General features: G+C 59.8%; 26 protein-coding genes and 1 other RNA gene. 18 read left to right on the forward strand and 9 right to left on the reverse strand.

The window, feature by feature from the left end; translation table 11 throughout:
* Positions 1-22 precede the first annotated feature (22 nt).
* From ASD32_RS30320 to ASD32_RS17985, 3 genes are all read left to right on the forward strand, one after another.
* Positions 23-178, forward strand: a complete 156-nt coding sequence (locus ASD32_RS30320; RefSeq protein ID WP_156383220.1) for a hypothetical protein — start codon at positions 23-25, stop codon at positions 176-178.
* Between the two features lie 194 nt (positions 179-372).
* Positions 373-1,818, forward strand: coding sequence for an HWE histidine kinase domain-containing protein (locus ASD32_RS30040; RefSeq protein ID WP_244490193.1), 1,446 nt, complete (start codon positions 373-375; stop codon positions 1,816-1,818).
* On the forward strand, positions 1,811-2,179 hold the full coding sequence (locus tag ASD32_RS17985; protein ID WP_060639581.1) for a response regulator: 369 nt from the start codon (positions 1,811-1,813) through the stop codon (positions 2,177-2,179). Before ASD32_RS30040 ends, ASD32_RS17985 begins: the two co-directional genes overlap by 8 nt.
* Before the next feature lie 26 nt (positions 2,180-2,205).
* Here the strand turns inward: ASD32_RS17985 and ASD32_RS17990 are convergent, their stop codons facing one another.
* The 6 genes from ASD32_RS17990 to tkt all read right to left on the reverse strand — a co-directional run bounded on the left by ASD32_RS17990 (position 2,206) and on the right by tkt (position 9,474).
* The gene (locus tag ASD32_RS17990; protein WP_060639391.1) at positions 2,206-3,126 is read right to left on the reverse strand and encodes a PhzF family phenazine biosynthesis protein; all 921 of its coding nucleotides are present in this window, start codon (positions 3,124-3,126) and stop codon (positions 2,206-2,208) included.
* Between the two features lie 174 nt (positions 3,127-3,300).
* Positions 3,301-4,326 (reverse strand): class I fructose-bisphosphate aldolase, encoded by a 1,026-nt coding sequence (locus tag ASD32_RS17995; protein WP_060639392.1) that lies wholly within the window; start codon positions 4,324-4,326, stop codon positions 3,301-3,303.
* Positions 4,327-4,545: 219 nt separating this feature from the next.
* Positions 4,546-5,745, reverse strand: coding sequence for a phosphoglycerate kinase (locus ASD32_RS18000; RefSeq protein WP_060639393.1), 1,200 nt, complete (start codon positions 5,743-5,745; stop codon positions 4,546-4,548).
* A gap of 13 nt (positions 5,746-5,758) precedes the next feature.
* Positions 5,759-6,322, reverse strand: a complete 564-nt coding sequence (locus tag ASD32_RS18005; protein WP_060639394.1) for a putative glycolipid-binding domain-containing protein — start codon at positions 6,320-6,322, stop codon at positions 5,759-5,761.
* Between the two features lie 83 nt (positions 6,323-6,405).
* Positions 6,406-7,416 (reverse strand): type I glyceraldehyde-3-phosphate dehydrogenase, encoded by a 1,011-nt coding sequence (gene gap, locus ASD32_RS18010; RefSeq protein ID WP_060639395.1) that lies wholly within the window; start codon positions 7,414-7,416, stop codon positions 6,406-6,408.
* 75 nt (positions 7,417-7,491) lie between these two features.
* Positions 7,492-9,474: a transketolase gene (tkt, locus tag ASD32_RS18015; protein WP_060639396.1), complete on the reverse strand. Its 1,983-nt coding sequence runs from the start codon at positions 9,472-9,474 to the stop codon at positions 7,492-7,494.
* 339 nt (positions 9,475-9,813) lie between these two features.
* Between tkt and ASD32_RS18020 the strand changes: the two genes are divergently transcribed.
* The 3 genes from ASD32_RS18020 to ssrS all read left to right on the forward strand — a co-directional run bounded on the left by ASD32_RS18020 (position 9,814) and on the right by ssrS (position 10,714).
* Positions 9,814-10,086: a DUF4164 domain-containing protein gene (locus tag ASD32_RS18020; RefSeq protein WP_060639397.1), complete on the forward strand. Its 273-nt coding sequence runs from the start codon at positions 9,814-9,816 to the stop codon at positions 10,084-10,086.
* A gap of 30 nt (positions 10,087-10,116) precedes the next feature.
* A complete protein-coding gene (locus ASD32_RS18025; protein WP_060639398.1) occupies positions 10,117-10,494 on the forward strand; it encodes a cell division protein ZapA in 378 nt (125 codons plus the stop codon).
* 60 nt (positions 10,495-10,554) lie between these two features.
* Positions 10,555-10,714: non-coding RNA, 6S RNA (gene ssrS, locus ASD32_RS18030), on the forward strand.
* Between the two features lie 20 nt (positions 10,715-10,734).
* Here ssrS and ASD32_RS18035 read toward each other — a convergent pair.
* Positions 10,735-11,607 (reverse strand): LysR family transcriptional regulator, encoded by an 873-nt coding sequence (locus tag ASD32_RS18035; protein ID WP_082546826.1) that lies wholly within the window; start codon positions 11,605-11,607, stop codon positions 10,735-10,737.
* Between the two features lie 320 nt (positions 11,608-11,927).
* Entirely contained in the window at positions 11,928-12,140 is a 213-nt protein-coding gene (locus tag ASD32_RS18040) for a LuxR C-terminal-related transcriptional regulator (protein WP_060639582.1), read from the reverse strand.
* A gap of 282 nt (positions 12,141-12,422) precedes the next feature.
* Between ASD32_RS18040 and ASD32_RS18045 the strand changes: the two genes are divergently transcribed.
* The 8 genes from ASD32_RS18045 to ASD32_RS18075 all read left to right on the forward strand — a co-directional run bounded on the left by ASD32_RS18045 (position 12,423) and on the right by ASD32_RS18075 (position 17,177).
* The gene (locus ASD32_RS18045; RefSeq protein ID WP_060639400.1) at positions 12,423-13,034 is read left to right on the forward strand and encodes a 5-formyltetrahydrofolate cyclo-ligase; all 612 of its coding nucleotides are present in this window, start codon (positions 12,423-12,425) and stop codon (positions 13,032-13,034) included.
* Complete coding sequence (locus tag ASD32_RS18050; RefSeq protein ID WP_060639401.1) at positions 13,012-13,836, forward strand: TIGR00282 family metallophosphoesterase; 825 nt, start codon at positions 13,012-13,014, stop codon at positions 13,834-13,836. The genes ASD32_RS18045 and ASD32_RS18050 overlap by 23 nt, the downstream gene beginning before the upstream one ends.
* 54 nt (positions 13,837-13,890) lie before the next feature.
* Positions 13,891-14,172 carry a BrnT family toxin gene (locus tag ASD32_RS29040; RefSeq protein WP_082546810.1) on the forward strand — a complete coding sequence of 94 codons (282 nt, stop codon included), beginning with the start codon at positions 13,891-13,893 and terminating at the stop codon, positions 14,170-14,172.
* Positions 14,132-14,440, forward strand: coding sequence for a BrnA antitoxin family protein (locus tag ASD32_RS18055; RefSeq protein ID WP_060639402.1), 309 nt, complete (start codon positions 14,132-14,134; stop codon positions 14,438-14,440). The genes ASD32_RS29040 and ASD32_RS18055 overlap by 41 nt, the downstream gene beginning before the upstream one ends.
* Positions 14,441-14,557: 117 nt before the next feature.
* Positions 14,558-15,397 (forward strand): MBL fold metallo-hydrolase, encoded by an 840-nt coding sequence (locus tag ASD32_RS18060; protein ID WP_060639403.1) that lies wholly within the window; start codon positions 14,558-14,560, stop codon positions 15,395-15,397.
* Between the two features lie 17 nt (positions 15,398-15,414).
* Positions 15,415-15,894: a hypothetical protein gene (locus ASD32_RS18065; RefSeq protein ID WP_156383223.1), complete on the forward strand. Its 480-nt coding sequence runs from the start codon at positions 15,415-15,417 to the stop codon at positions 15,892-15,894.
* Between the two features lie 87 nt (positions 15,895-15,981).
* Positions 15,982-16,728 carry a YebC/PmpR family DNA-binding transcriptional regulator gene (locus ASD32_RS18070; protein WP_037099910.1) on the forward strand — a complete coding sequence of 249 codons (747 nt, stop codon included), beginning with the start codon at positions 15,982-15,984 and terminating at the stop codon, positions 16,726-16,728.
* Between the two features lie 92 nt (positions 16,729-16,820).
* Positions 16,821-17,177: a cupin domain-containing protein gene (locus ASD32_RS18075; protein WP_060639404.1), complete on the forward strand. Its 357-nt coding sequence runs from the start codon at positions 16,821-16,823 to the stop codon at positions 17,175-17,177.
* A 49-nt stretch (positions 17,178-17,226) separates the two neighbouring features.
* Here ASD32_RS18075 and ASD32_RS18080 read toward each other — a convergent pair whose 3' ends face one another.
* Positions 17,227-18,228, reverse strand: a complete 1,002-nt coding sequence (locus tag ASD32_RS18080; protein WP_060639405.1) for an LLM class flavin-dependent oxidoreductase — start codon at positions 18,226-18,228, stop codon at positions 17,227-17,229.
* 173 nt (positions 18,229-18,401) lie between these two features.
* Between ASD32_RS18080 and ruvC the strand changes: the two genes are divergently transcribed.
* Genes ruvC through ruvA form a run of 4 tightly spaced genes read left to right on the forward strand, consistent with a single transcriptional unit; the run spans position 18,402 to position 20,302 of the window.
* Positions 18,402-18,914, forward strand: coding sequence for a crossover junction endodeoxyribonuclease RuvC (gene ruvC, locus ASD32_RS18085; protein WP_060639584.1), 513 nt, complete (start codon positions 18,402-18,404; stop codon positions 18,912-18,914).
* Between the two features lie 57 nt (positions 18,915-18,971).
* Positions 18,972-19,223: an AbrB/MazE/SpoVT family DNA-binding domain-containing protein gene (locus ASD32_RS18090; protein WP_060639406.1), complete on the forward strand. Its 252-nt coding sequence runs from the start codon at positions 18,972-18,974 to the stop codon at positions 19,221-19,223.
* Positions 19,224-19,227: 4 nt separating this feature from the next.
* The gene (locus tag ASD32_RS18095; RefSeq protein WP_060639407.1) at positions 19,228-19,641 is read left to right on the forward strand and encodes a type II toxin-antitoxin system VapC family toxin; all 414 of its coding nucleotides are present in this window, start codon (positions 19,228-19,230) and stop codon (positions 19,639-19,641) included.
* 43 nt (positions 19,642-19,684) lie between these two features.
* Positions 19,685-20,302, forward strand: coding sequence for a Holliday junction branch migration protein RuvA (gene ruvA / locus ASD32_RS18100; protein ID WP_060639408.1), 618 nt, complete (start codon positions 19,685-19,687; stop codon positions 20,300-20,302).
* The last annotated feature ends 41 nt before the right edge of the window (positions 20,303-20,343 follow it).

The following is a 20,343-nucleotide window of genomic DNA, read 5'->3' on the forward strand; positions in this document are numbered from 1 at the left end:
CTTTTCAACAAATGAGAAAACAATGTCGAAAGCGTTAACGGTTCTTCTGCTTTTGGCGATGCTCATCCAGGTGTTGAAGCCACTCAACCTGCCTGGCCTGCGCCAGCGCCGTGATTTCTGGAAGATCGCCGTGTTTGCAATCGCGGTGATGATGATCACGGTGCTGATCCGGCCCTGAAAAACTTTGCGCCAAACCCGCCGCCATCAGCCTTGCCGTTTTAAAATAGTGCATTAAATCCCGTTCCTTGTGGAAACAATTGATAATTTGAACTGCGTTGCAGTTGCCGTGAAAGGGCTTGGGCCATGAGCCTCGGACTGAATGAAACTCGAAATGATAAAGACGAATTCGAGTTTCTGGGAGATGGGGGCGAGATGGGTGGCCTCATCCGCGCGCTGGACTGGGGTGCAACGCCGCTTGGTCCGGCTGCAGAATGGCCCGGCTGTCTGAAGACGGCAACGTCGCTCCTGTTGCAGTCGCCTGTACCGATCGTCATGCTCTGGGGACAGGAAGGCGTGATGATCTATAATGACGCCTATTCCATCTTTGCCGGCGGCCGCCATCCGCAACTGCTCGGTTCGAATGTCCGCGAGGGCTGGGCGGAGGTCGCCGATTTCAACGATAATGTCATGAAGGTCGGCCTGGCCGGTGGCACGCTTGCCTATCGCGATCAGGAACTGACGCTGCATCGCAAGGGCGTTCCGGAGCAGGTCTGGATGGACCTGGATTATTCGCCGGTTCTCGACGAACACGGCCGCCCGGCGGGTGTCATCGCCATTGTGGTCGAGACCACCGAACGCGTGCTGGCCGACCGGCGAAATGCCGCCGAACATGAGCGGCTGCAGCAATTGTTCGAGCAGGCGCCCTCCTTCATGGCAATGCTGCAAGGGTCCGAACACCGGTTCGAACTGGTCAATCCCGAATACCGGCGGCTGATCGGCAATCGTGAAGTGCTTGGAAAGGCAGTCGATGACGCCCTGCCGGAAATCATGGGCCAGGGTTTTATAGAATTGCTGGACACGGTGTTTGAGACAGGTCAGGCGATAAGCCGATTTTCCGAAAGGGTCTTTCTGCAAAGGTCAGGCGAAGCGGTCGAGGAGCGCTATCTCGACTTCGTCTATCAGCCGATCAAGGATGATGATGGCAAGGTGACAAACATCTTCGTCCAGGGATCGGATGTGACGCAGCGGGTGCGGGCGGAAAACCATCAGAAATTGCTGGTCAACGAGCTCAATCACCGGGTGAAGAACACGCTGGCATCCGTGCAGTCGATCGTCATGCAGACCCTGCGCGGAACGCATACGATGGAAGAGGCCAGCAGTGCGATCAGTGCCCGCATCCTGGCATTGTCCGCCGCGCATAATATTCTCACGGACGAGAACTGGGACGGTGCGGACCTTTTGGTGATGGTGACCTCATCGATCGAAGCGTTTGAAGGGCCGGCACGGGATCGCTTCCGGATCAACGGCCCGCATGTCCGGCTTGGACCGAGAGCAGCGCTGTCGATCGCGCTTGCGCTGCACGAACTGGCGACGAACGCCTTCAAATATGGCTCGCTTTCGACCGACACAGGAATTGTCGCGATCGACTGGTCGGTGAGCAGAGGGCACGGCGACGGTGCGTTCACGCTCACCTGGCGCGAGATCGGCGGACCGTCTGCGCCGGTATCGGACCGCAAGGGGTTCGGCTCGCGCCTGATCCTGCGGGTGCTGCCGATGGAGCTTGGGGGCGCGGCGCGTATCGATTACGGCGCCGAGGGTTTGATCTTCACGCTGGACACCACGCTGAAATCTATCGAGGAGAATGCTGCGGGTGGCTAGCCAGGCGAAAAAACGCGTTCTCCTGGTCGAGGATGAAGCCCTCGTCGCCATGCTTGTGGAAGATTATCTGACGGAACTCGGGTTTGATGTGGTCGGCCCCGCCATGCGGCTGGAGCCGGGGCTGCAGATGGCGCAGACGGCGGATATCGATTTTGCGGTTCTTGATATTAATCTCGCCGGAAAGCACTCCTTCCCGATCGCCGAAATCCTGCGTCAGCGCGGAATAGGCTTCCTCTTTGCCAGCGGCTATGGCGCGGCAGGGCTTGCGGAAGGGTTCGAAAAGGTCCGGGTGCTGCAAAAGCCCTTCGATCGCAGCGATCTCGAAAAGGCGATGCAGCAAGCCGCACCGCAGGCGCTCTGACACCGCTTGTAATTTTGCGCGATGCTCTAAAGCAGGATGGTTCCTGTCATGACGGCGGCACATTGTCCGGCAATCCGTATGCTTCGCACCTGACCCTCCGATTTTTCCGTCGTCACGCCGATTACGCTGCGGCGTCCCATCTCGACGCCCTGCTCGATGGTGATTTCGAGATGGGCGCCGCTCTCCGGCAACAGCGAAGTCAATAATGCACCGAGCGCACCAGACGCGCTACCGGTTGCCGGGTCTTCGATGACATTGTCGAGCGGCGCGAACATCCGGGCACGCAGAGCCCATGGATTATCCGGCTGGCGCACATAGACGAACAGGGCAAACTGATCATCGTCCGGCGCGTACCGCCTTCCAGCCTCGGCAAACGCCGCCGTGTTCGGGCAGGCCTTGCCGAGCGTGCCGAGATCGGCCAGTTCGGCAATGGCGAAAGGCAGGCCAACGGAGGCGATCATGGGGGCGTGGGTGGTCAGCACTATCTGCTTAGCCTCGATCGAGGCACAGCGCGCAATGGTTTCCACATCGATCTGCGGTCCGAGCGACAGTGGCTCCGGAGCAGAGATGGCCGCGCCAATCACCTGACCATGTGTGTCCTGTTTCAATTCAGCCTCGACGATGCCCGCTTTTTCCTCGAACCGAAGCACGTCGCCTGCAGCCTTGCCAAATATTTCGCGCTGGCGGCCGAGGACAAACGCCGTGCCGACATTGGGATGACCGGCAAACGGGATCTCCATCGTCGGCGTGAAGATGCGCACCTGCGCCGTGTTCACGGGATCTTGCGGCGGCAGAACGAAGGTCACTTCGGAATAGCGGAATTCTGCGGCGATATCCTGCATCTGCGCGCTTGTCAGCCCGCGTGCATCGGGGATGACGGCCAGCTGATTGCCGGAAAACCGTTGCCTGGTGAAGACATCGACGGTGACATAGGCAACGCTGTTCATGATGAACTCCCTTCGAAAGGCTGATCCGTCTGTCAGAAATAGCGCCTGGTTCTGGCCAAGCGAACAGAGTTCTTGTCACCCTGACAATCGAAAACCGGTGAGGCTTCGGCGCAATGAAAAAAGCCCGGCCTGCTTGCGCGGGCCGGGCTTGTTCCCCTCCGTAACGTTCTGAGGTTACGCGGCTTTTTCGAGTTCTTTCTTCCAGCCACCCTTGGCGGCAAGGCTGCACATTTCGGCGCGGTGGCCAAAGGCGCGCTGGCCGGCGGCGACATTTTCCGGCTTGCCGCCCCAGGCATTGAGCGCCTCGGTCTGCAGCGCACGGCCATAGGAGAAGGTCAGGCCCCAGGGCAGGTCGTATCCGGCATTCATGGCGGAGAGATGCGCCGTTGCCTCTTCGGTGGACTGGCCGCCGGAAAGGAAGGCGATGCCCGGAACGGCCGACGGCACGGTGCGCTTCAGGACCCGGACCGTGCGCTCGGCAACTTCGGCGACGGAAGCATTGCGCGCCTTCTTGCCGTCGATGACCATGCTCGGCTTCAGGATCATGCCTTCAAGGCTGACGCGGGCGTCGTTCAGTTCCTCGAACACGATGCGCAGCGTCTCTTCCATGACCTCCTGCGAGCGTTCGATCGAGTGGGTGCCCGGTGCGCCATCCATCAGCACTTCCGGCTCGACGATCGGCACGATGCCGGCTTCCTGGCAAAGGGCGGCGTAGCGGGCGAGCGCCTGGGCATTGGCCTTGATGGCGCCAAAGCTTGGCAGCACGTCGGAGACCGAGATCACGCCGCGCCACTTGGCAAAGCGGGCACCGGCGTCATAATAGGTCTTCAGGCGGGCAGCGAGGCCATCAAGGCCTTCGGTGATCGTCTCGCCCGGAAATTTTGCCATCGGCTTGGCACCGGTATCGACCTTGATGCCGGGTACGGCACCGGCTGCGCGGATGATATCGACGAGCGGCGTGCCGTCGGCTGCCTTTTGAAACAGGGTTTCCTCATAGAGGATGACGCCGGAAATATAGGCCTTCATCGCGTCGTCGGCGCGAAACAGCATCTCGCGGTAGTCGCGGCGCGACGTTTCGGTCGAGGTCAGGCCGATCGTCTCGAAGCGCTTGCCGATCGTTGCCGTGGATTCGTCGGCTGCCAGCAGACCCTTGCCGGTGGCGACCATGGCTGCTGCAATATCTTCCAGTCTTTCGCTCATATGCGTTCTCCTGATTATCCTGATGGATCGCGGATAGCAGAAGAATACTGCAAGGAAAACGGAAGTTAAATTGTTTAAAACGATTAAAATAAATTTAATCGTTTGAAAGATTGGGATTATTTTTGCAGTGCATCCAAATTCGCGTGCGTTGCAACGAAAAAACCCCCAGCGTGCAGCCGGGGGCTTGATCTACATTTGGCGTGCGGTGAGCGCTTGCGCCTACTTCTGCTGGTGCAGGATATCGACGCCCGGAAGGGGCTTGCCTTCCATCCATTCGAGGAACGCGCCGCCGGCGGTCGAGACATAGGTCAGGTCATCGGCCACACCGGCATGGTTCATCGCCGAAACCGTATCGCCGCCACCGGCAACGGAAACGAGCGCGCCGCTCTTGGTGCGGGACGCCGCGTGTTTGGCAACGGCAACGGTGGCCTTGTCGAAGGGGGCGATCTCAAACGCGCCGAGCGGGCCGTTCCAGACCAGCGTTTCGGCCTTGCTCACCCATTCGTTGACGGCGGCGATCGATTTCGGGCCGACATCGAGCACCATGGCATCGGCCGGGATTGCTTCGATATCAACCACTTCGTTGTCGGCGCCCGCCTTGAATTCGCGGGCAACGACGCCGTCCACCGGCAGAACGATGGCGCAACCGGCCGTCGCCGCTTCGATCATGATCTGCTTGGCGGTATCGGCGAGATCGTGCTCGCACAGCGACTTGCCGACATTGGTGCCGCGGGCGGCGATGAACGTATTGGCCATGCCACCGCCAATGACGAGGGCATCGACTTTTTTCACCAGGTTCATCAGCAGGTCGATCTTGGTGGAGACCTTGGCACCGCCTACGATGGCAACGACCGGGCGCTTCGGATTGCCGAGGCCCTTTTCCAGCGCTTCCAGTTCGGCCTGCATGGTGCGGCCGGCATAGGCGGGCAGCAGCCGGGCCAGACCCTCGGTCGAGGAATGGGCACGATGGGCGGCGGAAAAGGCATCATTGACATAGATGTCGCCATTGGCGGCCAGCGCCTTGGTGAACTCGGTGTCGTTCTTTTCCTCGCCCTTGTGGAAGCGGGTGTTTTCAAGAAGCAGGACGTCGCCGTCGTTCATGCCGGCAATGGCCGATGAGGCCTTCTCGCCGATGCTATCGGCAGCGAAATGGACGCGCTGGTCGAGGATGTCTTCGACGGCAGGCGCGATCAGCGACAGCGACATGTCGGAGACCGGCTCGCCCTTTGGGCGGCCGAAATGGGCGAGAAGAATGACCTTGGCGCCTTTTTCGGAGAGTTCGCGGATGGTCGGGATGATGCGTTCGATGCGGGTCGCATCGGTGACCTGGCCGTCCTTGACCGGAACATTGAGATCGACGCGCACAAGCACGCGCTTTCCGGCGATATCGGTGAGGTCGTCGAGGGTCTTGAAAGTCATGGAGGGTCTCCGGTCAAAGTCTTTTGAAAAGGGTGGGATAATCCATCACCAGCCCGTCTTCGTCCACCGGCAGTTCGGCGGTGAAGGAACGGTCCTCGGCCTCGTATCGATACAGGCGGCCGTCTTCGAGGCATGTATAGTTCTGGCCATCGGGAAAGGGCTCGAACGTATCGAAGGGCACAAAGAGCATGGTGAGTTTAGCGGTGCCGTCCTCAGGCTTCAGGCCAAGGCGGCGGATCGGCAAAGTATTGGTAAAGGGCGTTCCGGCCAGATCGATATCGATACATCCGTCAAAGGCTGGGAGAGGGGTGCCCCCAGCATCACGCCAGTGTCCCTTGCCGTCGGATGTCATGGCGAGCTGCCGGCCATCGGTCGTCTCGATGCTGAAGGACATCACGGTCCAGGCCGCATCGCAGTCGATAGTGTAGCGGACGCCATAGGGGCGGCCGCCACGTTCGCCGATCAGGACGCTGGAGGCGCGGATACCCGCATGAAGAGGCCCGATCGTCAGATGTTCGAGCCCTTCCCCTTCGAGCGGACGCCAGCGTACCGTCTTGAGGGAAGGGTGCCGAAACATGGAAGTCTCCATCTCTGCGCGGCAGTTTTACCCGGCCTTTGCCAAGCATGGCTGGCCATGCAGGCACGGCCGGGTACGCCGCTTTAGATCAGCTTTGCCATTGCAACGGCCGTGTCGGCCATGCGGTTGGAGAAGCCCCATTCATTGTCGTACCAGGACAGGATGCGGACGAACTTGCCTTCCAGAACCTTGGTCTGGTCGTTGGCGAAGATCGAGGAATGGCTGTCATGGTTGAAGTCGCGCGAGACCAGCGGCTCGTCGGTATAGCCGAGGATGCCCTTCAGCGCGCCGTCGGAGGCTGCCTTGATCGCACCGTTGATTTCGGCAACTGTCGTGTCGCGCTTGGCGACGAATTTGAAGTCGACGACGGAAACGTTCGGGGTCGGAACGCGGATCGAGGTGCCGTCAAGCTTGCCCTTGAGGTGCGGCAGCACGAGGCCGACGGCCTTGGCAGCGCCGGTCGAGGTCGGGATCATCGACAAAGCGGCAGCGCGGGCGCGGTACAGGTCCTTGTGCATCGTGTCGAGCGTCGGCTGGTCGCCGGTGTAGGAATGGATCGTGGTCATGAAGCCATGATCGATGCCGACGACGTCGTCCAGGGTCTTGACGACCGGAACCAGGCAGTTGGTCGTGCAGGATGCGTTGGAGATGACTAGGTGTTCCTTGGTCAGCTCGGTGTGGTTGACGCCGAAGACGACGGTGAGATCGGCACCGTCAGCAGGCGCCGAAACGATGACGCGCTTGGCACCGGCCTGCAGGTGCAGGGCAGCCTTGTCGCGCGACGTGAAGATGCCGGTGCATTCCAGAGCGATATCAACGCCCATGGCGGCATGCGGCAGGGTTGCCGGATCCTTGATCGCGGTCACCTTGATCGGCTTGCCGCCGGCGACGATGATCGTGTCGCCTTCGACCTGAACCGTGGCCGGGAACTTGCCGTGGATCGAATCGTAGCGCAGCAGATGGGCATTGGTCTCGACAGGGCCGAGATCGTTGATGGCAACGACTTCAATGTCGGTGCGGCCGGATTCGACGATGGCGCGAAGGACGTTGCGGCCGATGCGGCCAAAGCCGTTGATGGCAACTTTTACAGTCATTTCAGGTCTCTCCCTGTCTTAAGGTGTCGATGTGGAAAAACGGAGCGCGTTGGGAACGCGCTCCGAAGGGGAAAATCAGGCCAGCTTCTTTTCGGCCGCCGCAACGATGGCGTCCGATGTGATGCCGAAATGCTTGAACAGGTCCTTGGCCGGGCCGGAAGCGCCGAACGAGTGCATGCCGACGAAATCGCCATCATTGCCGATGAAGTAATCCCAGCCCTGGCGGACTGCGGCTTCTGCGGCGATCTTGACCGGCGCATCGCCGATGACGGCCTTGCGGTAATCGTCCGGCTGTTCCTGGAACAGTTCGAAGCAGGGAACCGAAACGACGCGGGTCGCAATGCCCTTGCCGTTGAGTTCGCCAGCCGCCTTGACGGCCAGTTCGACTTCCGAGCCGGATGCAAAGATCGAGACCTTGGCATTGTCAGCGGCGATCAGCTCATAGGCACCCTTGGCCGAGAGGTTTTCGGCCGAGTATGTGAGGCGCGACGGCGCGAGATTCTGGCGGGTCAGCGCCAGCCCGGACGGACGGTGCTGTTCCTTCAGCGCCTGCTGCCAGCATTCGGCTGTTTCGACAGCGTCTGCCGGGCGGAACATCAGGAGATTGGGGATAGCACGCAAGGCTGCCATGTGCTCGACCGGCTCATGCGTCGGGCCATCTTCGCCGACGCCGATGGAATCATGCGTCAGAACGTGGATGACGCGGATGCCCATAAGAGCAGCCAGACGGATCGACGGACGGCAATAGTCCGAGAAGATCATGAAGCCGCCGGAATAGGGGATCAGGCCGCCGTGCAGCGAAATCCCGTTCATGGCGGCGGCCATGCCGTGTTCGCGGATGCCCCAGTGCATGTAACGGCCGGAGAAATCGGTCGGGGTGATCGACTTCATCTGGCTGGTCTTGGTGTTGTTGGACGGCGTCAGGTCGGCCGAGCCGCCGAGCATTTCCGGCACGATGCCGTTGATGACTTCGAGCGCGTCTTCGGACGCCTTGCGGGTGGCAACCGTCGGCGGAGTATCGGCCAGCTTCTTCTTGTAGCTGTCGATGGCGGCATCGAGATCGCCCGGAAGGGTTCCGGCAAAGCGGCGGGTGAACTCGGACTTCTTCGTCGCTTCAGTCGCAGCCAGGCGGCCGTCCCAGGCCTTGTGTGCGTCAGCCGAGCGGCCACCGGCGGTGCGCCAGGCGTCGAGAACGTCTGCCGGGACGGTGAAGGCTTCTGATTCCCAGTTCAGGGCCTTGCGGGTGGCTGCAATTTCCTCAGCGCCCAGCGGCGAGCCATGGACCTTGTGGGTGCCTTGCTTGTTGGGAGCGCCGAAACCGATCACCGTCTTGCAGGCGATGAAGGTCGGGCGGTCGGACTTGTGGGCTTCCTCGATCGCGGCGGCGATCTGGTCAGGGTCATGGCCATCAACGCGGATCGTGTTCCAGTGCACGGCCTGGAAGCGGGCGATCTGGTCGGTCGAGTCCGACAGGGAGACGGCACCGTCGATGGTGATGTTGTTATCGTCCCAGAACAGTACCAGCTTGCTCAGCTTGAGATGGCCGGCGAGCGCGATGGCTTCGTGGCTGATGCCCTCCATCAGGCAGCCGTCGCCGCACAATACATAGGTGTGGTGGTTCTGCAGGTCGCTGCCGAACTCCTCTTCCAGCTTGCGCTCGGCGATCGCCATGCCGACGGCATTGGCAATGCCCTGGCCGAGCGGGCCGGTGGTGGTTTCGATGCCCGAGGCATGACCGAATTCCGGATGGCCGGCGGTCTTGGAGCCGAGCTGGCGGAACTGCTTGATGTCCTCGATGGTCATGTCCTCGTAGCCCGTCAGATAGAGCAGCGAGTAGAGCAGCATCGAGCCATGGCCGGCCGACAGGACGAAACGATCGCGGTCTGCCCAGAGCGGCGCCTTCGGATCGAATTTCAGGTAACGGGAGAATAGCACCGTTGCCACGTCGGCAGCGCCCATGGGCAGGCCGGGATGGCCGGAATTGGCCTTTTCGACGGCATCCATGGAGAGGAATCGGATTGCATTTGCCATCCGGTCGTGATTTTCGCGAGAGATCATTGTCTGTTCCGCTTGAGTTCGGTGGACAGGGGACGGTCTCTATCCTCCAAAGACCGTATGAGAAGCGGGTGACACATAGCACCTGCTTCGACGGAGTCAACAAATACGGGCTTTTTGGCCGGGCTTGAAGGCACTTTTTGCGCGTGTTTCCCGTTCGCTCCGCGCAAACGGGGTTCACTGATACTAATCGATTTAAAATTCGTGATCCACAGGTTACGCAGTCCTTGCAAGCCGTTGGCGTTGTGGAGACTTGCCGAATGGGTTTATTAGTGTGATTGGCTTGAAATACAGGCTCCGGGCGGCGATTCGACGCGGCCTGGTGCGTATCAGGAAAGCGTGATGGCGGCAGGAAAGACAGTCAAGGCGGCGATCGACGAGCTGCGCAGCGCAGTGAGCAGCCTCGAGAATGCCATTGATGGACGGTTCGACCGGGAGCGCGACCTTGGCGAGATTGAAGGCGAGGTGCGGCGTGTCAACACCGACCGCTCACGGCTCGCCCAGGAACTCGACCAGTCGCAATTCCGGGCCAACCGGCTTGAGGAAGTCAACCGCGAAGTCTCGCGCCGTCTGGTGACGGCCATGGAAACGATAAGGGCAGTGCTGGACCGCTAAGGCGTGGTCCGCCTGCGGGTCAGGTGACGTATGGCGCAAGTAACGGTGATGATCGACGGCAAGGCCTATCGCATGGCATGCGAGGAGGGCCAGGAAGATCATCTGACCGAACTGGCCACCCGCTTCGATCAATATGTCAGCCACCTGAAGACCCAGTTCGGCGAGATCGGCGATCTGCGCCTGACTGTGATGGCCGGCATCATGGTGATGGATGAACTCAGCGAAGTGAACCGCAAGCTGAAAAATATCCAAGCGGAGACCGACGCGCTGAAACAGGGCCGCGTCGCCACGCTCTCGGACCAGCAGAAGAACGAGGATGTGCTCGCCACGGCGCTTGCGGAAGTGACAACCCAGATCCACGAGATCGCCGCCAAGCTCAGCGGCAAGGCCACGCCTGCGCCGCACTGAATTTCAACAAGTTCAGCGCGTGCCACTGGCGCAAGCCTCGAATGCACTCTATATTGACGTTGCGGTCTGCGCCTCCCGACAGGACACCACAATCCCTGGGGCCATACTCGATCCAAAGGGAGCTGTCCCTGACCTGGCCCGTGGGCTAGGTCACATGGCGCCCACCTACGTTTGTAGGCACCCAGGATCGTAAAAAGTCCATCGGTCGTGTGGATCGCACCTTTTTTCTTCTCAGAAATTTTATCCCTGCGCTGCCGGCCGGAAGGCCTCGCGGATGGCGTGGGACATGCTTTCGACGATCCGTTTGTTGCCGCGCGGTCTGGTCTTCATCACGACGTTTGAAAAGTCGATGACATCGTAGCCATCGGCGGCCGTCAGTTCGCGGCAGCCGGCGGGGATGCTGGAGCGGGTGAGGGGGGCGATGGAAAGGCCCGAGGTGACGGCGGCGATCAGGCCGCTGCTGGTGCGGCTGATATAGGCGACGCGGCTTTCGATGCCGCGTTTTGTCAGGCTGCGAAGCGCCAGTTCGTCGCACCATCCGTTTTTCAGATAGGTATAGGTGGCGATCGGCAGAGGTTGGCGCATATGCGCGCCATGGTGGTCTGAGGTCACCCAGACGGTCGGATCGACCATCAGCACCTCATTGCGCGTCGGGCCGCCCGGCTCGAAGACCACAGCGATATCGATTTCACCGGCATCAAGCGCTGCAAGATTGGACATCGAGACGCCCTGCTGCACGGTCACCTCGACGCCCGGATGAACGGCGGCGAAGGCGCCCAGCGCTTTCGGCAAGGTCGAGTTGATATATTCCTCCGAAATGCCGATCCTGACGGAGCCATCGAGTGCCGGAAGCCGGATCGAAGCGGCCGTGTCGTCCAGCATCGTGACGATGCGCCGGGCATTGTCCAGCAGCCTGATGCCGTGGCCTGTCATGTTCACGCCGCGCGACCCGCGCTCGAACAGGCTCTCGCCCAGAATATCCTCAAGCTTCTTGATCTGCATGCTGACAGCCGATTGCGTCCGGCCGACCGTCTCCCCCGCTTTGGTGAAATTGCCGCTTTCGGCCACGGCAACGAAGGTGCGCAGGAGATCGCTTTCGAGAGGAGGAAACATCGCACCCGCCATCATATTTTCTAATGGCAGGCATGTTCGCAATTCGTTGGATTGATGTCAATCGACGTCCGATACTCCATGGGAGCACGCGGGAGCGTCTGGTCATGAAGCACGATTACAGAAGACGGCGGTGGTCCGCCAGATTGAGCAGAGGGATTTGGAACATGCTTGCACGATGGCGGCAAAGGCGCTTGGCTCGGCAGGCCTTCATCGAGATATCGGCACGCAAAAACGCGCATCTGTTCGATGATATCGGCTTGGATGGAGCGGATGCGGGCCGTGATGCGGCTGATGGTGCCGGGCGGCACCGCTTCTGGATGTTATGAGATCAGATCCATCCGGGCTGCGCGGAAAATCGCCTCTGCGACATTGCCTGCCTGCAGTTTCTCCATCGCAGACGCGAAGGCCTGTTCGATTTTCTTGCGGCAGATATCGGTTTCCCGGCTGATATCGTCCCGGGTGCGCCCGCGCGCGGCCAGAGACAGGCAGCGCAATTCCAAGGGATCGAGTTCCTGCAGCATCTTGTCCTTCATGGACATATCCGGCTCCGTCTAAAAGCTGAACAGTTCCCCGCATCGCCGGAAGCGGGCACCGAACTGTCTGTCTGATGTTGATTGCCGCCCTCTCTTGCACGTCGAAAACGGGAGGCGAAAGTGGAACCGGCTTGCATGATGAACAGACCTCTAACATCGTGCCAGTTTGGGAAAACTGCGCGGTTGTGGGGCAAAATGCGGCAGTAAATGCCGGTTGCGCAGTTTCCCTGGCACCTGTTGATGGACTAGATAGGAACATTGGCAGACCGGGAGAGCACGGCGATGACACCGAGGGAACTGAAAGCTGCGCTGCGTCTGGAACGCCTGGCGGTGCGCGATTCGATGGCGCCTAAGGCGCGCATCGCGGCAAGCCTGAAAATGCTCGACCATGCCGGTGATGCGATCGAATTTTTGCCGGGTCAGGTGATTTCCGGCTTCTGGCCGATCCGCTCCGAGGTTGATATCCGGCCGCTGATGGCGCGGCTGGAAGAACGCGGCGCCCGGCTTTGCCTTCCTGCCATCATCGACAGGCAGACGATCGTCTTTCGCGAACTGGTGCCGGACGCGCCTATCGTCGAGACGGGGTTCGGCACCACCGGGCCGGCTGAGGATGCGCCGGTTCTCGATCCGGATATCATGCTGGTACCCCTGTCTGCCTTCGACAGGACGGGCCACAGGATCGGCTATGGAGCGGGATATTACGACCGCGCCATCGAGCGTTTGCGCCTGAAAGGCCGTACGCCAAGGTTGATCGGGATTGCATTTGACTGCCAGGAAGTGGCATCAGTGCCGGCAGAGCCGCATGATGTGGCGCTGGATGCCCTGCTGACCGAAAGCGGGCTCCGGAACTTCGGGCTAGGAATAAGCGAATATGAGACTTCTGTTTCTGGGTGACATGGTTGGCAAGACTGGCCGGACGGCGGTCTGGGAGAAACTTCCCGGCCTGATCAGCGACCTGAAACTCGATTTCGTCGTTGTCAACGGCGAGAATGCCGCCGGCGGTTTCGGCATCACCGAAGATATATTTCTGGAGACCATCAATGCCGGTGCCGATGTGGTGACCACCGGCAACCATGTCTGGGACCAGAAAGAAGCCGTGTCCTTTTGCCAGCGGCACGACCAGTTTCTGCGGCCCGCCAATTATCCGGCCGGCACGCCGGGGCGCGGCTCCAATCTCTTTTTCGCCCGCAACGGCGCCCGCGTGCTTGTCGCCAATGTCATGGGCCGCGTCTTCATGCATCCGGAACTCGACGACCCCTTCAAGGCGGCGGAAAGCATTCTGGCCGCCTGCCCGCTGAAGGAACAGGCTGACGCGATCATCTTCGACTTCCATGCGGAAGCGACGAGCGAAAAACAGTGTTTCGGCCATTTCGTCGATGGCCGCGCCAGCTTCGTCGTCGGAACGCACACGCATGTACCGACCGCCGACGCGCAGATCCTCAATGGCGGCACGGCCTATATGTCGGACGCCGGCATGTGCGGCGATTACGATTCGTCGCTCGGCATGGAAAAGGAAGAGCCGCTGAACCGCTTCATCTCCAAGATGCCGAAGGGCCGTTTCGAGGCCGCCTCCGGTCCGGCCACCCTTTGCGGCGTCGGCGTCGAAATTTCCGACCGCACCGGTCTGGCCGAGAATATCGCGCCGCTGAGAATTGGACCCCGGCTTGCCGAAACGATCCCGGCATTCTGGGGGTAGCGTTTTCCAAGCCGCTTTCATAATGTCACGGTCAATAAATGTGATACAAAAATTATGAAAATCGTCTATGATGAGAATAAGAGAAGACTGAATTTAGAGAAGCATGGGTTTGATTTTGTAGACCTGACGCCAGATTTTTTTGCAAGTGCCACGATCGTTCCGGTCAAGAAGGGGAGATTGATGGCCATCGGCGTCATGCGGTCCGGCGTTATCGCCGTTGTTTTTATAACACTTGGTACGCAGGGCATTTCGATCATCTCGCATCGGCTGGCAAGCCGAAAGGAAAGGTTGGCTCATGAACGTTCACAAGCCGCACATCCCGCCGCTGACGGATGAAGAAGAGGCAGAAATTCAAAGACAGATCGCCAGCGATCCGGATAATCCGGAAGCGACCGAGGAAGAACTGTTGCGTGCGCGCCCTTTCGCAGAGGTTTTCCCCGAATTTGCCGAAAGCATCCGCCGTTCGCGCGGCCGCCCTGTCGTTGAAGCGCGCAAGCAGCAGGTGTCGCTGCGGCTCGATCCGGATGTCATTGCCAAGTTCAAGGCGACGGGCAAGGGCTGGCAGGCGCGCGTCAATGAGATCTTGAAACAGGCAAAAATCTGATCAAAACTTTCGGCTGCGATGACGCAATCGTGAGTGGCGGTCCGGCGATCCGGGCTGGACGTTGCGTCTTGCCTGTTTATCCTCTCAAGCCATGCCAACCTTGGCTTGAAGAGGTGCATGATGCCGCGACTGATCCTGCTTGCCTTTGCAGCCATCGTTCTTCTGCACGCCCTATGGCCGATGCCTGCGCATGCGCAGAGCGCCCGCCCGCCGGTCAGCCAATGCCAGGCGATCGCCCAGTCTCTTCCCGATGTCACTTTTGCCAGTTTTAAGCCGCCAGCCGCTTTTGGCGTCCAGGCGGCCGCCAATGAACAGGTGACGATTACCTATGTCGGGCATTCGACGTTTCTCATCGATACGCCAGGGGGAGTGTCGATCGCCACCGATTATAGCGGCTGGTTGGCAACGCCGAAGCTGCCCGATGTCGTCACCATGAACAAGGCTAATCCCAACCACTATACGCTGACGCCGGATCCGGCGATCAAGCAGGTGTTGCATGGCTGGGGCGATAACGGGCAACCGGCAGATCACGACGCCATTGCCGGTGATGCCTATATCCGCAATGTGACGACGGATATCCGCTCGGGCGGCACGGTGATGGAGCCGGACGGCAATTCGATCTTCATCTTCGAGGTCGCAGGTCTGTGCATCGGTCATCTCGGCCATCTGCATCATGAACTTGACGACACGGATTATGCCGAGATCGGCCGTCTCGATGTGCTGATGGTGCCGGTGGATGGCGGGCTGACGATGGGTGCCGACAGCATGAGCCGGGTCGTGTCGCGGCTGCGGTCCTCGCTGATCCTGCCCATGCACCAGCGTGGGCCTCCGGTCACCCGTTTCCTGCAGATGTTCGGCGATGGTTTCGACAAAAGCTTTGCCACGCAGGCGAGCGTCACCGTGTCGATGCGTTCCTTGCCAAAGAAGCCGCTGATTTATATCCTGCAAGGCTTATAGTCTTTGGGATTCCTGGAATGAAATGTCTCGTTGCCTGCCTTCTTGCCGTTTTCTCGATGATATCTACGGTTCTGGCACAAGGTGCTCCGCCGCCGCGGCTTCCTGCTGCAGAAGGCGGCAAGACGCCGGTCACCGTACCAGAGACGAAAACAGTCGGCCGCCAGGAAGAATTCGTGCTGCCGTCCGGCAATATTGGCTGCATCTATACGCCCGAAGGCGGCACTGATGTCTATCAGCCTGCGGATGGCGGGCCGGAGCTTGCCTGCGACCGCGTCGAGCCGCGTTATGTCCGTGCCAGTTTATCCCGCAAGGGCGCTGCCCGTCTTGCCCATGATGTCGGGGACCCGAGCTGCTGTTCAGCGGGCCAGGTGCTCGACTATGGTCAGACCTGGTCCGCCGGACCTTTTTCGTGTCTTTCGACGCGGACCGGCCTGTCCTGCGAACGAAACGATGGCCATTCGTTCTTTCTCAGCCGCAAGCGGCTGGCCGCCAACTGAAAAAAAGCCGGCCCTTCTGGACGCAAAGCGCCAATGAAACTATAAGGCGCCCAATTCCAAACATGACTAGCATGAGAAGAGGGCGCCATGGCCGGCCATTCACAGTTTAAAAACATCATGCACCGCAAGGGCCGTCAGGATGCCGTGCGGTCGAAAATGTTCTCCAAGCTTGCACGTGAAATCACCGTTGCGGTCAAGGGCGGCCTGCCCGACCCGACCATGAACGCGCGCCTGCGCCTGGCGATCCAGAACGCCAAGGCACAGTCGATGCCGAAGGACAATATCGAGCGCGCCATCAAGAAGGGCTCTGGTGCCGACGGCGAGAACTATGAAGAAGTCCGCTATGAAGGGTATGGCCCGGGCGGCGTCGCCGTCATTGTCGAGGCCCTGACCGACAACCGCAACCGCACGGCGTCGAATGTCCGCTCGACCTTTACCAAGGCCGGCGGCGCGCTGGGTGAAACCGGCTCTGTCTCTTTCTCGTTCGATCGCGTCGGCGAAATTTCCTACAAGCTGTCGGCCGGCGATGCCGACACGGTGATGGAAGCGGCAATCGAAGCCGGTGCCGAGGACGTGACGACTGACGAGGATGGTCACTTCATCATCTGCGGCTTTGAGGATATCGGCGATGTCTCCAAGGCGCTGGAAGCAACGCTTGGCGAAGCCGATACCGTCAAGGCGATCTGGAAGGCCCAGAATACTGTGCCTGTCGATGAAGAGCGCGCCCAGTCGCTGATGAAACTGATCGACACGCTTGAAGATGATGACGACGTGCAGAACGTCTACACCAACTTCGAAGTGTCCGACGAAGTGATGGCCAAGCTTTCGGCTTAAATTGCCCCGGTCAGCGTCATCGCCTGTCGGAATTGGCCAGCCAGTTCCGGCAGAAGCGCTCTAAGCTCGCCTCTTTTCGAGAGGATGTTGATATGCAGACAGTGACGAAACTTGCGGCACCCGCGCCCGCCGACGGCGATCCGGCAACATTGGATGGCTGGGTTGTCGTGTCCGGCACGCCGTCGATGAAGACCTGGGCGCTGCACACGTCTTCGGATGGCTCGATGGTCTCAGGTTATTGGGAAGCAACGCCCGGCACCTATCACGCCACCTACACGGCCTATGAATTCGTGCACATGATCGCCGGCAAGATCATCATCACGCCGGATGGCGGCACGCCCGTTACGGTTTCTGCGGGCGATGCCTTTGTCGTCGAGGCGGATTTCAAGGGCACCTGGGAAATCCTTGAAACGGTGCGCAAGCATTTCGATTTCAAGGTTTCGGCCTGATCTCAGACTAAGGTGATAGCGACCCCGGAATGTCTTCCGGGGTTATTTTTTATGCCGCATTGGCCAGCCGTTGCTGGGCATCCGCAAACAAACGCACTGATTTCAGCCGGGCATCCATGTCGAAAATAGGCATGGAAACGATCACCTCGTCGGCATCCGTCTGGTCGATAAACCGGTCGAGCTTCGTCTTGATGGTCTCCGGCCCGCCGACGACCGCATAGGTCATGGCGTGATCCACGAAGATCTGTTCGTTGTCACTCCACAGGCCATCCATCGTTTCCACCGGCGGCGGAAACTGGCCGCGGGCATTGCGCCGTAGAGCGACGAAGGATTGCTGCATCGAGGTGAAGAGGTGACTGGCCTCTTTATCCGTATCGGCAGCGACGCCCATGATGCCGACCATGGCATAGGGTTGATCGAGATATTGCGACGGCTCGAAACGCTCGCGGTAGATTTCCAGTGCCGACAACAGCATGTCCGGGGCGAAATGCGAGGCAAAGGCGAAGGGCAGTCCGAGCATGCCGGCGAGATGGGCGCTGAAATGGCTGGAGCCGAGCAGCCAGATCGGCACATTGCTGTCGGCGCCGGGCACTGCAATCAGGTCCTGTCCGTCCTTGATGGGGCCGAGCAAGGCCTGCAACTCAACGACATCATTGGGGAAATTGTTGGCGCTCGCCTCCATGTTGCGGCGAAGTGCAGATGCTGTGCGCATATCGGTTCCCGGCGCGCGGCCAAGGCCGAGATCGACGCGGCCGGGATAGAGCGCTGCAAGCGTTCCGAACTGTTCGGCGATCACCAGCGGCGAATGGTTGGGCAGCATGATGCCGCCGGAGCCGACACGAATTGTCTTGGTGCCGGCCGCCACATGCGAAATGACGATCGCGGTCGCAGCGCTGGCGATCCCCTTCATGCCGTGATGCTCAGCCAGCCAGAAACGCTTGTAGCCGCAGGCTTCGGCTTCCTGCGCCAGGCGGCGGGAATTCTGCAGGGCTTGGGAGGTGGTCGACCCTTGCGTGATTGGGGAAAGGTCGAGGATCGAAAAGGGCACCATGGGAAAAGCCTTCGATGAATGGAACTGATAGAAGCCTATGTAAGATCGAATTCCGTAAATCCAAGCCTGGCAATGAAACGTGATTGAACCGGCGACGTCAAATCATAACGGATGTTTTTGGTTTGTTCACATTTTGCTGGCAGCGTCCCCGCATGAGTATTAAGCTTCCGACCATGCACAACACGATTCGTATCATCGGCATCGATCCAGGCCTGCGCCGCACCGGCTGGGGCATCATCGATACGCTCGGCAACTCCCTGCGCTTCGTCGCGTCCGGCACCGTCACTTCGGATGGCGATATGGACCTGGCCTCGCGGCTTTGTCAGTTGCACGACGGTCTGGTCGATGTCATCCACACGCACAAGCCTGACGAGGCCGCCGTCGAGCAGACCTTTGTCAACAAGGACGCGGTGGCAACGCTAAAGCTCGGTCAGGCACGCGGCATCGCCATGCTGGTTCCCTCCCGAGCCGGTCTGCAAGTGGCCGAATATGCACCGAATGCGGTGAAAAAAGCGGTGATCGGCGTTGGCCATGGCGAAAAGCAGCAGATTCATATGATGCTGAAGATCCTGATGCCAAAGGCCGAATTCAAAGGCAATGACGCCGCCGACGCCTTGGCGATCGCGATCTGCCACGCGCATAATCGCGGCGGTGCCCGGATGCGCATGGCGGCACTGGCGGGGTAGTTTGTTCTTGACTTGTTCTTTTGGTAAGGATATTTCTTACTTAAAGGAGATTGGACAATGCGTGTCACATCAAAAGGGCAGGTAACCATACCGCGTGATTTGAGGGAACTGGCTGGTATCGCGCCCAACAGCGAGGTCATTTTCGCAATGGAGGGCGGCAAGCTTACAATCGTTCCGAAAGACGGAAAGCAGGAGCTTGAAGAACGGTTACGCTTGGAGCGGTTCCTAAAGTCCTTGCAAGTTCTCGAGGGGACGGGAGATCAGGAAATCGATGCGGCCGAGCTCATGAAAATGACGCGGGACCGGTAATCTGATGGCGACCATTGTCGATACGAATGTCCTGGTTGACATTGCTGTTCGGGATCCGAACTGGCACATCTGGTCTAAGACGCAGGTTTTTGCAGCTGCAAAACGGGGATCCGTCGTGATCAACCCGGTGATTTATTCGGAATTCTCCGTCCGCTACGAGCGCATGGAGGATGTAGATTATCTCTTGCCCGAGGCGGATTATATTCGCGAAAACCTGCCGTGGAGTGCCGCTTTTGCAGCAGGCGTAGCGTTTCGCCGTTACAGGTCAGCCGGCGGCGGGCGTGAGCGTGTGCTGCCGGATTTTCTCATCGGCGCGCATGCGGCTATTCGCGGGCATAGCATTTTGACACGGGATCCAAAAGGCTATCGGGCTTATTTCCCCTCCGTCGAACTGATCACGCCGGAAACTCACCCATGACGGCCAGACCTATGAAGGCCAGACCTATGAAAGATTTCGCGCCATGATCGGCAAGCTCAAGGGAACGATCGACGAGATCGGTGACGACCATGTCGTGGTGGATGTGCACGGGGTCGGCTATGTCGCCCATTGCTCGTCAAGGACACTGTCGAAGATCGGGTCGTCCGGTGAGGCCGTCGTGCTGTTCATCGAAACCTATGTCCGCGAAGACCAGTTGCGGCTGTTCGGCTTTCTGTCGGCGCTGGAGCGGGAATGGTTCCGGTTGCTGCAGAGCGTGCAGGGTGTTGGCTCCAAGGTGGCGCTTGCCGTTCTCTCCGTGTTGACGCCGGGCGAACTGGCCAATGCCATCGCATTGCAGGACAAGACAGCCGTCTCGCGCGCACCGGGAGTTGGCCCCAAGGTTGCCGTGCGCATCGTCACCGAACTCAAAAACAAGGCACCGGCCTTTGCAGGTGAGGCGGGCGCCAATATCGGATTGAAACAGGAATTGGGTGAAGGCGTCGCCTCTGCGCCGGTGTCGGATGCGGTGTCGGCGCTCAGCAATCTCGGCTACTCGCGCGACCAGGCTGCCAATGCGGTCGTGGCGGCGTTGAAGAATGGCGGCGAGGGGCTGGATAGTGCGAAGCTGATACGCTTGGGGTTGAAGGAACTGGCGCGGTAACGCGGAGGAATTTTGAAAATTCCGACAAATCTGTTAGTGTC

Source organism: Rhizobium sp. Root483D2 (assembly GCF_001426685.1).
Classification (GTDB): Bacteria; Pseudomonadota; Alphaproteobacteria; order Rhizobiales; family Rhizobiaceae; genus Pararhizobium; species Pararhizobium qamdonense.

Excerpts from the sequence above, each read along its gene's own strand:
- ruvA (WP_060639408.1), top strand. The coding sequence starts at position 19,685 with ATGATCGGCAAGCTCAAGGGAACGATCGACGAGATCGGTGACGACCAT.
- ASD32_RS18040 (WP_060639582.1), bottom strand. The coding sequence starts at position 12,140 with ATGAAGGACAAGATGCTGCAGGAACTCGATCCCTTGGAATTGCGCTGC.
- ruvC (WP_060639584.1), top strand. The coding sequence starts at position 18,402 with ATGCACAACACGATTCGTATCATCGGCATCGATCCAGGCCTGCGCCGC.
- ASD32_RS18025 (WP_060639398.1), top strand. The coding sequence starts at position 10,117 with ATGGCGCAAGTAACGGTGATGATCGACGGCAAGGCCTATCGCATGGCA.
- ASD32_RS18050 (WP_060639401.1), top strand. The coding sequence starts at position 13,012 with ATGAGACTTCTGTTTCTGGGTGACATGGTTGGCAAGACTGGCCGGACG.
- ASD32_RS18080 (WP_060639405.1), bottom strand. The coding sequence starts at position 18,228 with ATGGTGCCCTTTTCGATCCTCGACCTTTCCCCAATCACGCAAGGGTCG.
- ASD32_RS18055 (WP_060639402.1), top strand. The coding sequence starts at position 14,132 with ATGAACGTTCACAAGCCGCACATCCCGCCGCTGACGGATGAAGAAGAG.
- ASD32_RS18090 (WP_060639406.1), top strand. The coding sequence starts at position 18,972 with ATGCGTGTCACATCAAAAGGGCAGGTAACCATACCGCGTGATTTGAGG.
- ASD32_RS18035 (WP_082546826.1), bottom strand. The coding sequence starts at position 11,607 with ATGTTTCCTCCTCTCGAAAGCGATCTCCTGCGCACCTTCGTTGCCGTG.
- ASD32_RS18045 (WP_060639400.1), top strand. The coding sequence starts at position 12,423 with ATGACACCGAGGGAACTGAAAGCTGCGCTGCGTCTGGAACGCCTGGCG.
- ASD32_RS18020 (WP_060639397.1), top strand. The coding sequence starts at position 9,814 with ATGGCGGCAGGAAAGACAGTCAAGGCGGCGATCGACGAGCTGCGCAGC.
- ASD32_RS18075 (WP_060639404.1), top strand. The coding sequence starts at position 16,821 with ATGCAGACAGTGACGAAACTTGCGGCACCCGCGCCCGCCGACGGCGAT.
- tkt (WP_060639396.1), bottom strand. The coding sequence starts at position 9,474 with ATGATCTCTCGCGAAAATCACGACCGGATGGCAAATGCAATCCGATTC.
- ASD32_RS17990 (WP_060639391.1), bottom strand. The coding sequence starts at position 3,126 with ATGAACAGCGTTGCCTATGTCACCGTCGATGTCTTCACCAGGCAACGG.
- ASD32_RS29040 (WP_082546810.1), top strand. The coding sequence starts at position 13,891 with ATGAAAATCGTCTATGATGAGAATAAGAGAAGACTGAATTTAGAGAAG.
- ASD32_RS18000 (WP_060639393.1), bottom strand. The coding sequence starts at position 5,745 with ATGACTTTCAAGACCCTCGACGACCTCACCGATATCGCCGGAAAGCGC.
- ASD32_RS17995 (WP_060639392.1), bottom strand. The coding sequence starts at position 4,326 with ATGAGCGAAAGACTGGAAGATATTGCAGCAGCCATGGTCGCCACCGGC.
- ASD32_RS18060 (WP_060639403.1), top strand. The coding sequence starts at position 14,558 with ATGATGCCGCGACTGATCCTGCTTGCCTTTGCAGCCATCGTTCTTCTG.
- ASD32_RS18065 (WP_156383223.1), top strand. The coding sequence starts at position 15,415 with ATGAAATGTCTCGTTGCCTGCCTTCTTGCCGTTTTCTCGATGATATCT.
- ASD32_RS30320 (WP_156383220.1), top strand. The coding sequence starts at position 23 with ATGTCGAAAGCGTTAACGGTTCTTCTGCTTTTGGCGATGCTCATCCAG.
- ASD32_RS18005 (WP_060639394.1), bottom strand. The coding sequence starts at position 6,322 with ATGTTTCGGCACCCTTCCCTCAAGACGGTACGCTGGCGTCCGCTCGAA.
- ASD32_RS18095 (WP_060639407.1), top strand. The coding sequence starts at position 19,228 with ATGGCGACCATTGTCGATACGAATGTCCTGGTTGACATTGCTGTTCGG.
- ASD32_RS30040 (WP_244490193.1), top strand. The coding sequence starts at position 373 with ATGGGTGGCCTCATCCGCGCGCTGGACTGGGGTGCAACGCCGCTTGGT.
- gap (WP_060639395.1), bottom strand. The coding sequence starts at position 7,416 with ATGACTGTAAAAGTTGCCATCAACGGCTTTGGCCGCATCGGCCGCAAC.
- ASD32_RS18070 (WP_037099910.1), top strand. The coding sequence starts at position 15,982 with ATGGCCGGCCATTCACAGTTTAAAAACATCATGCACCGCAAGGGCCGT.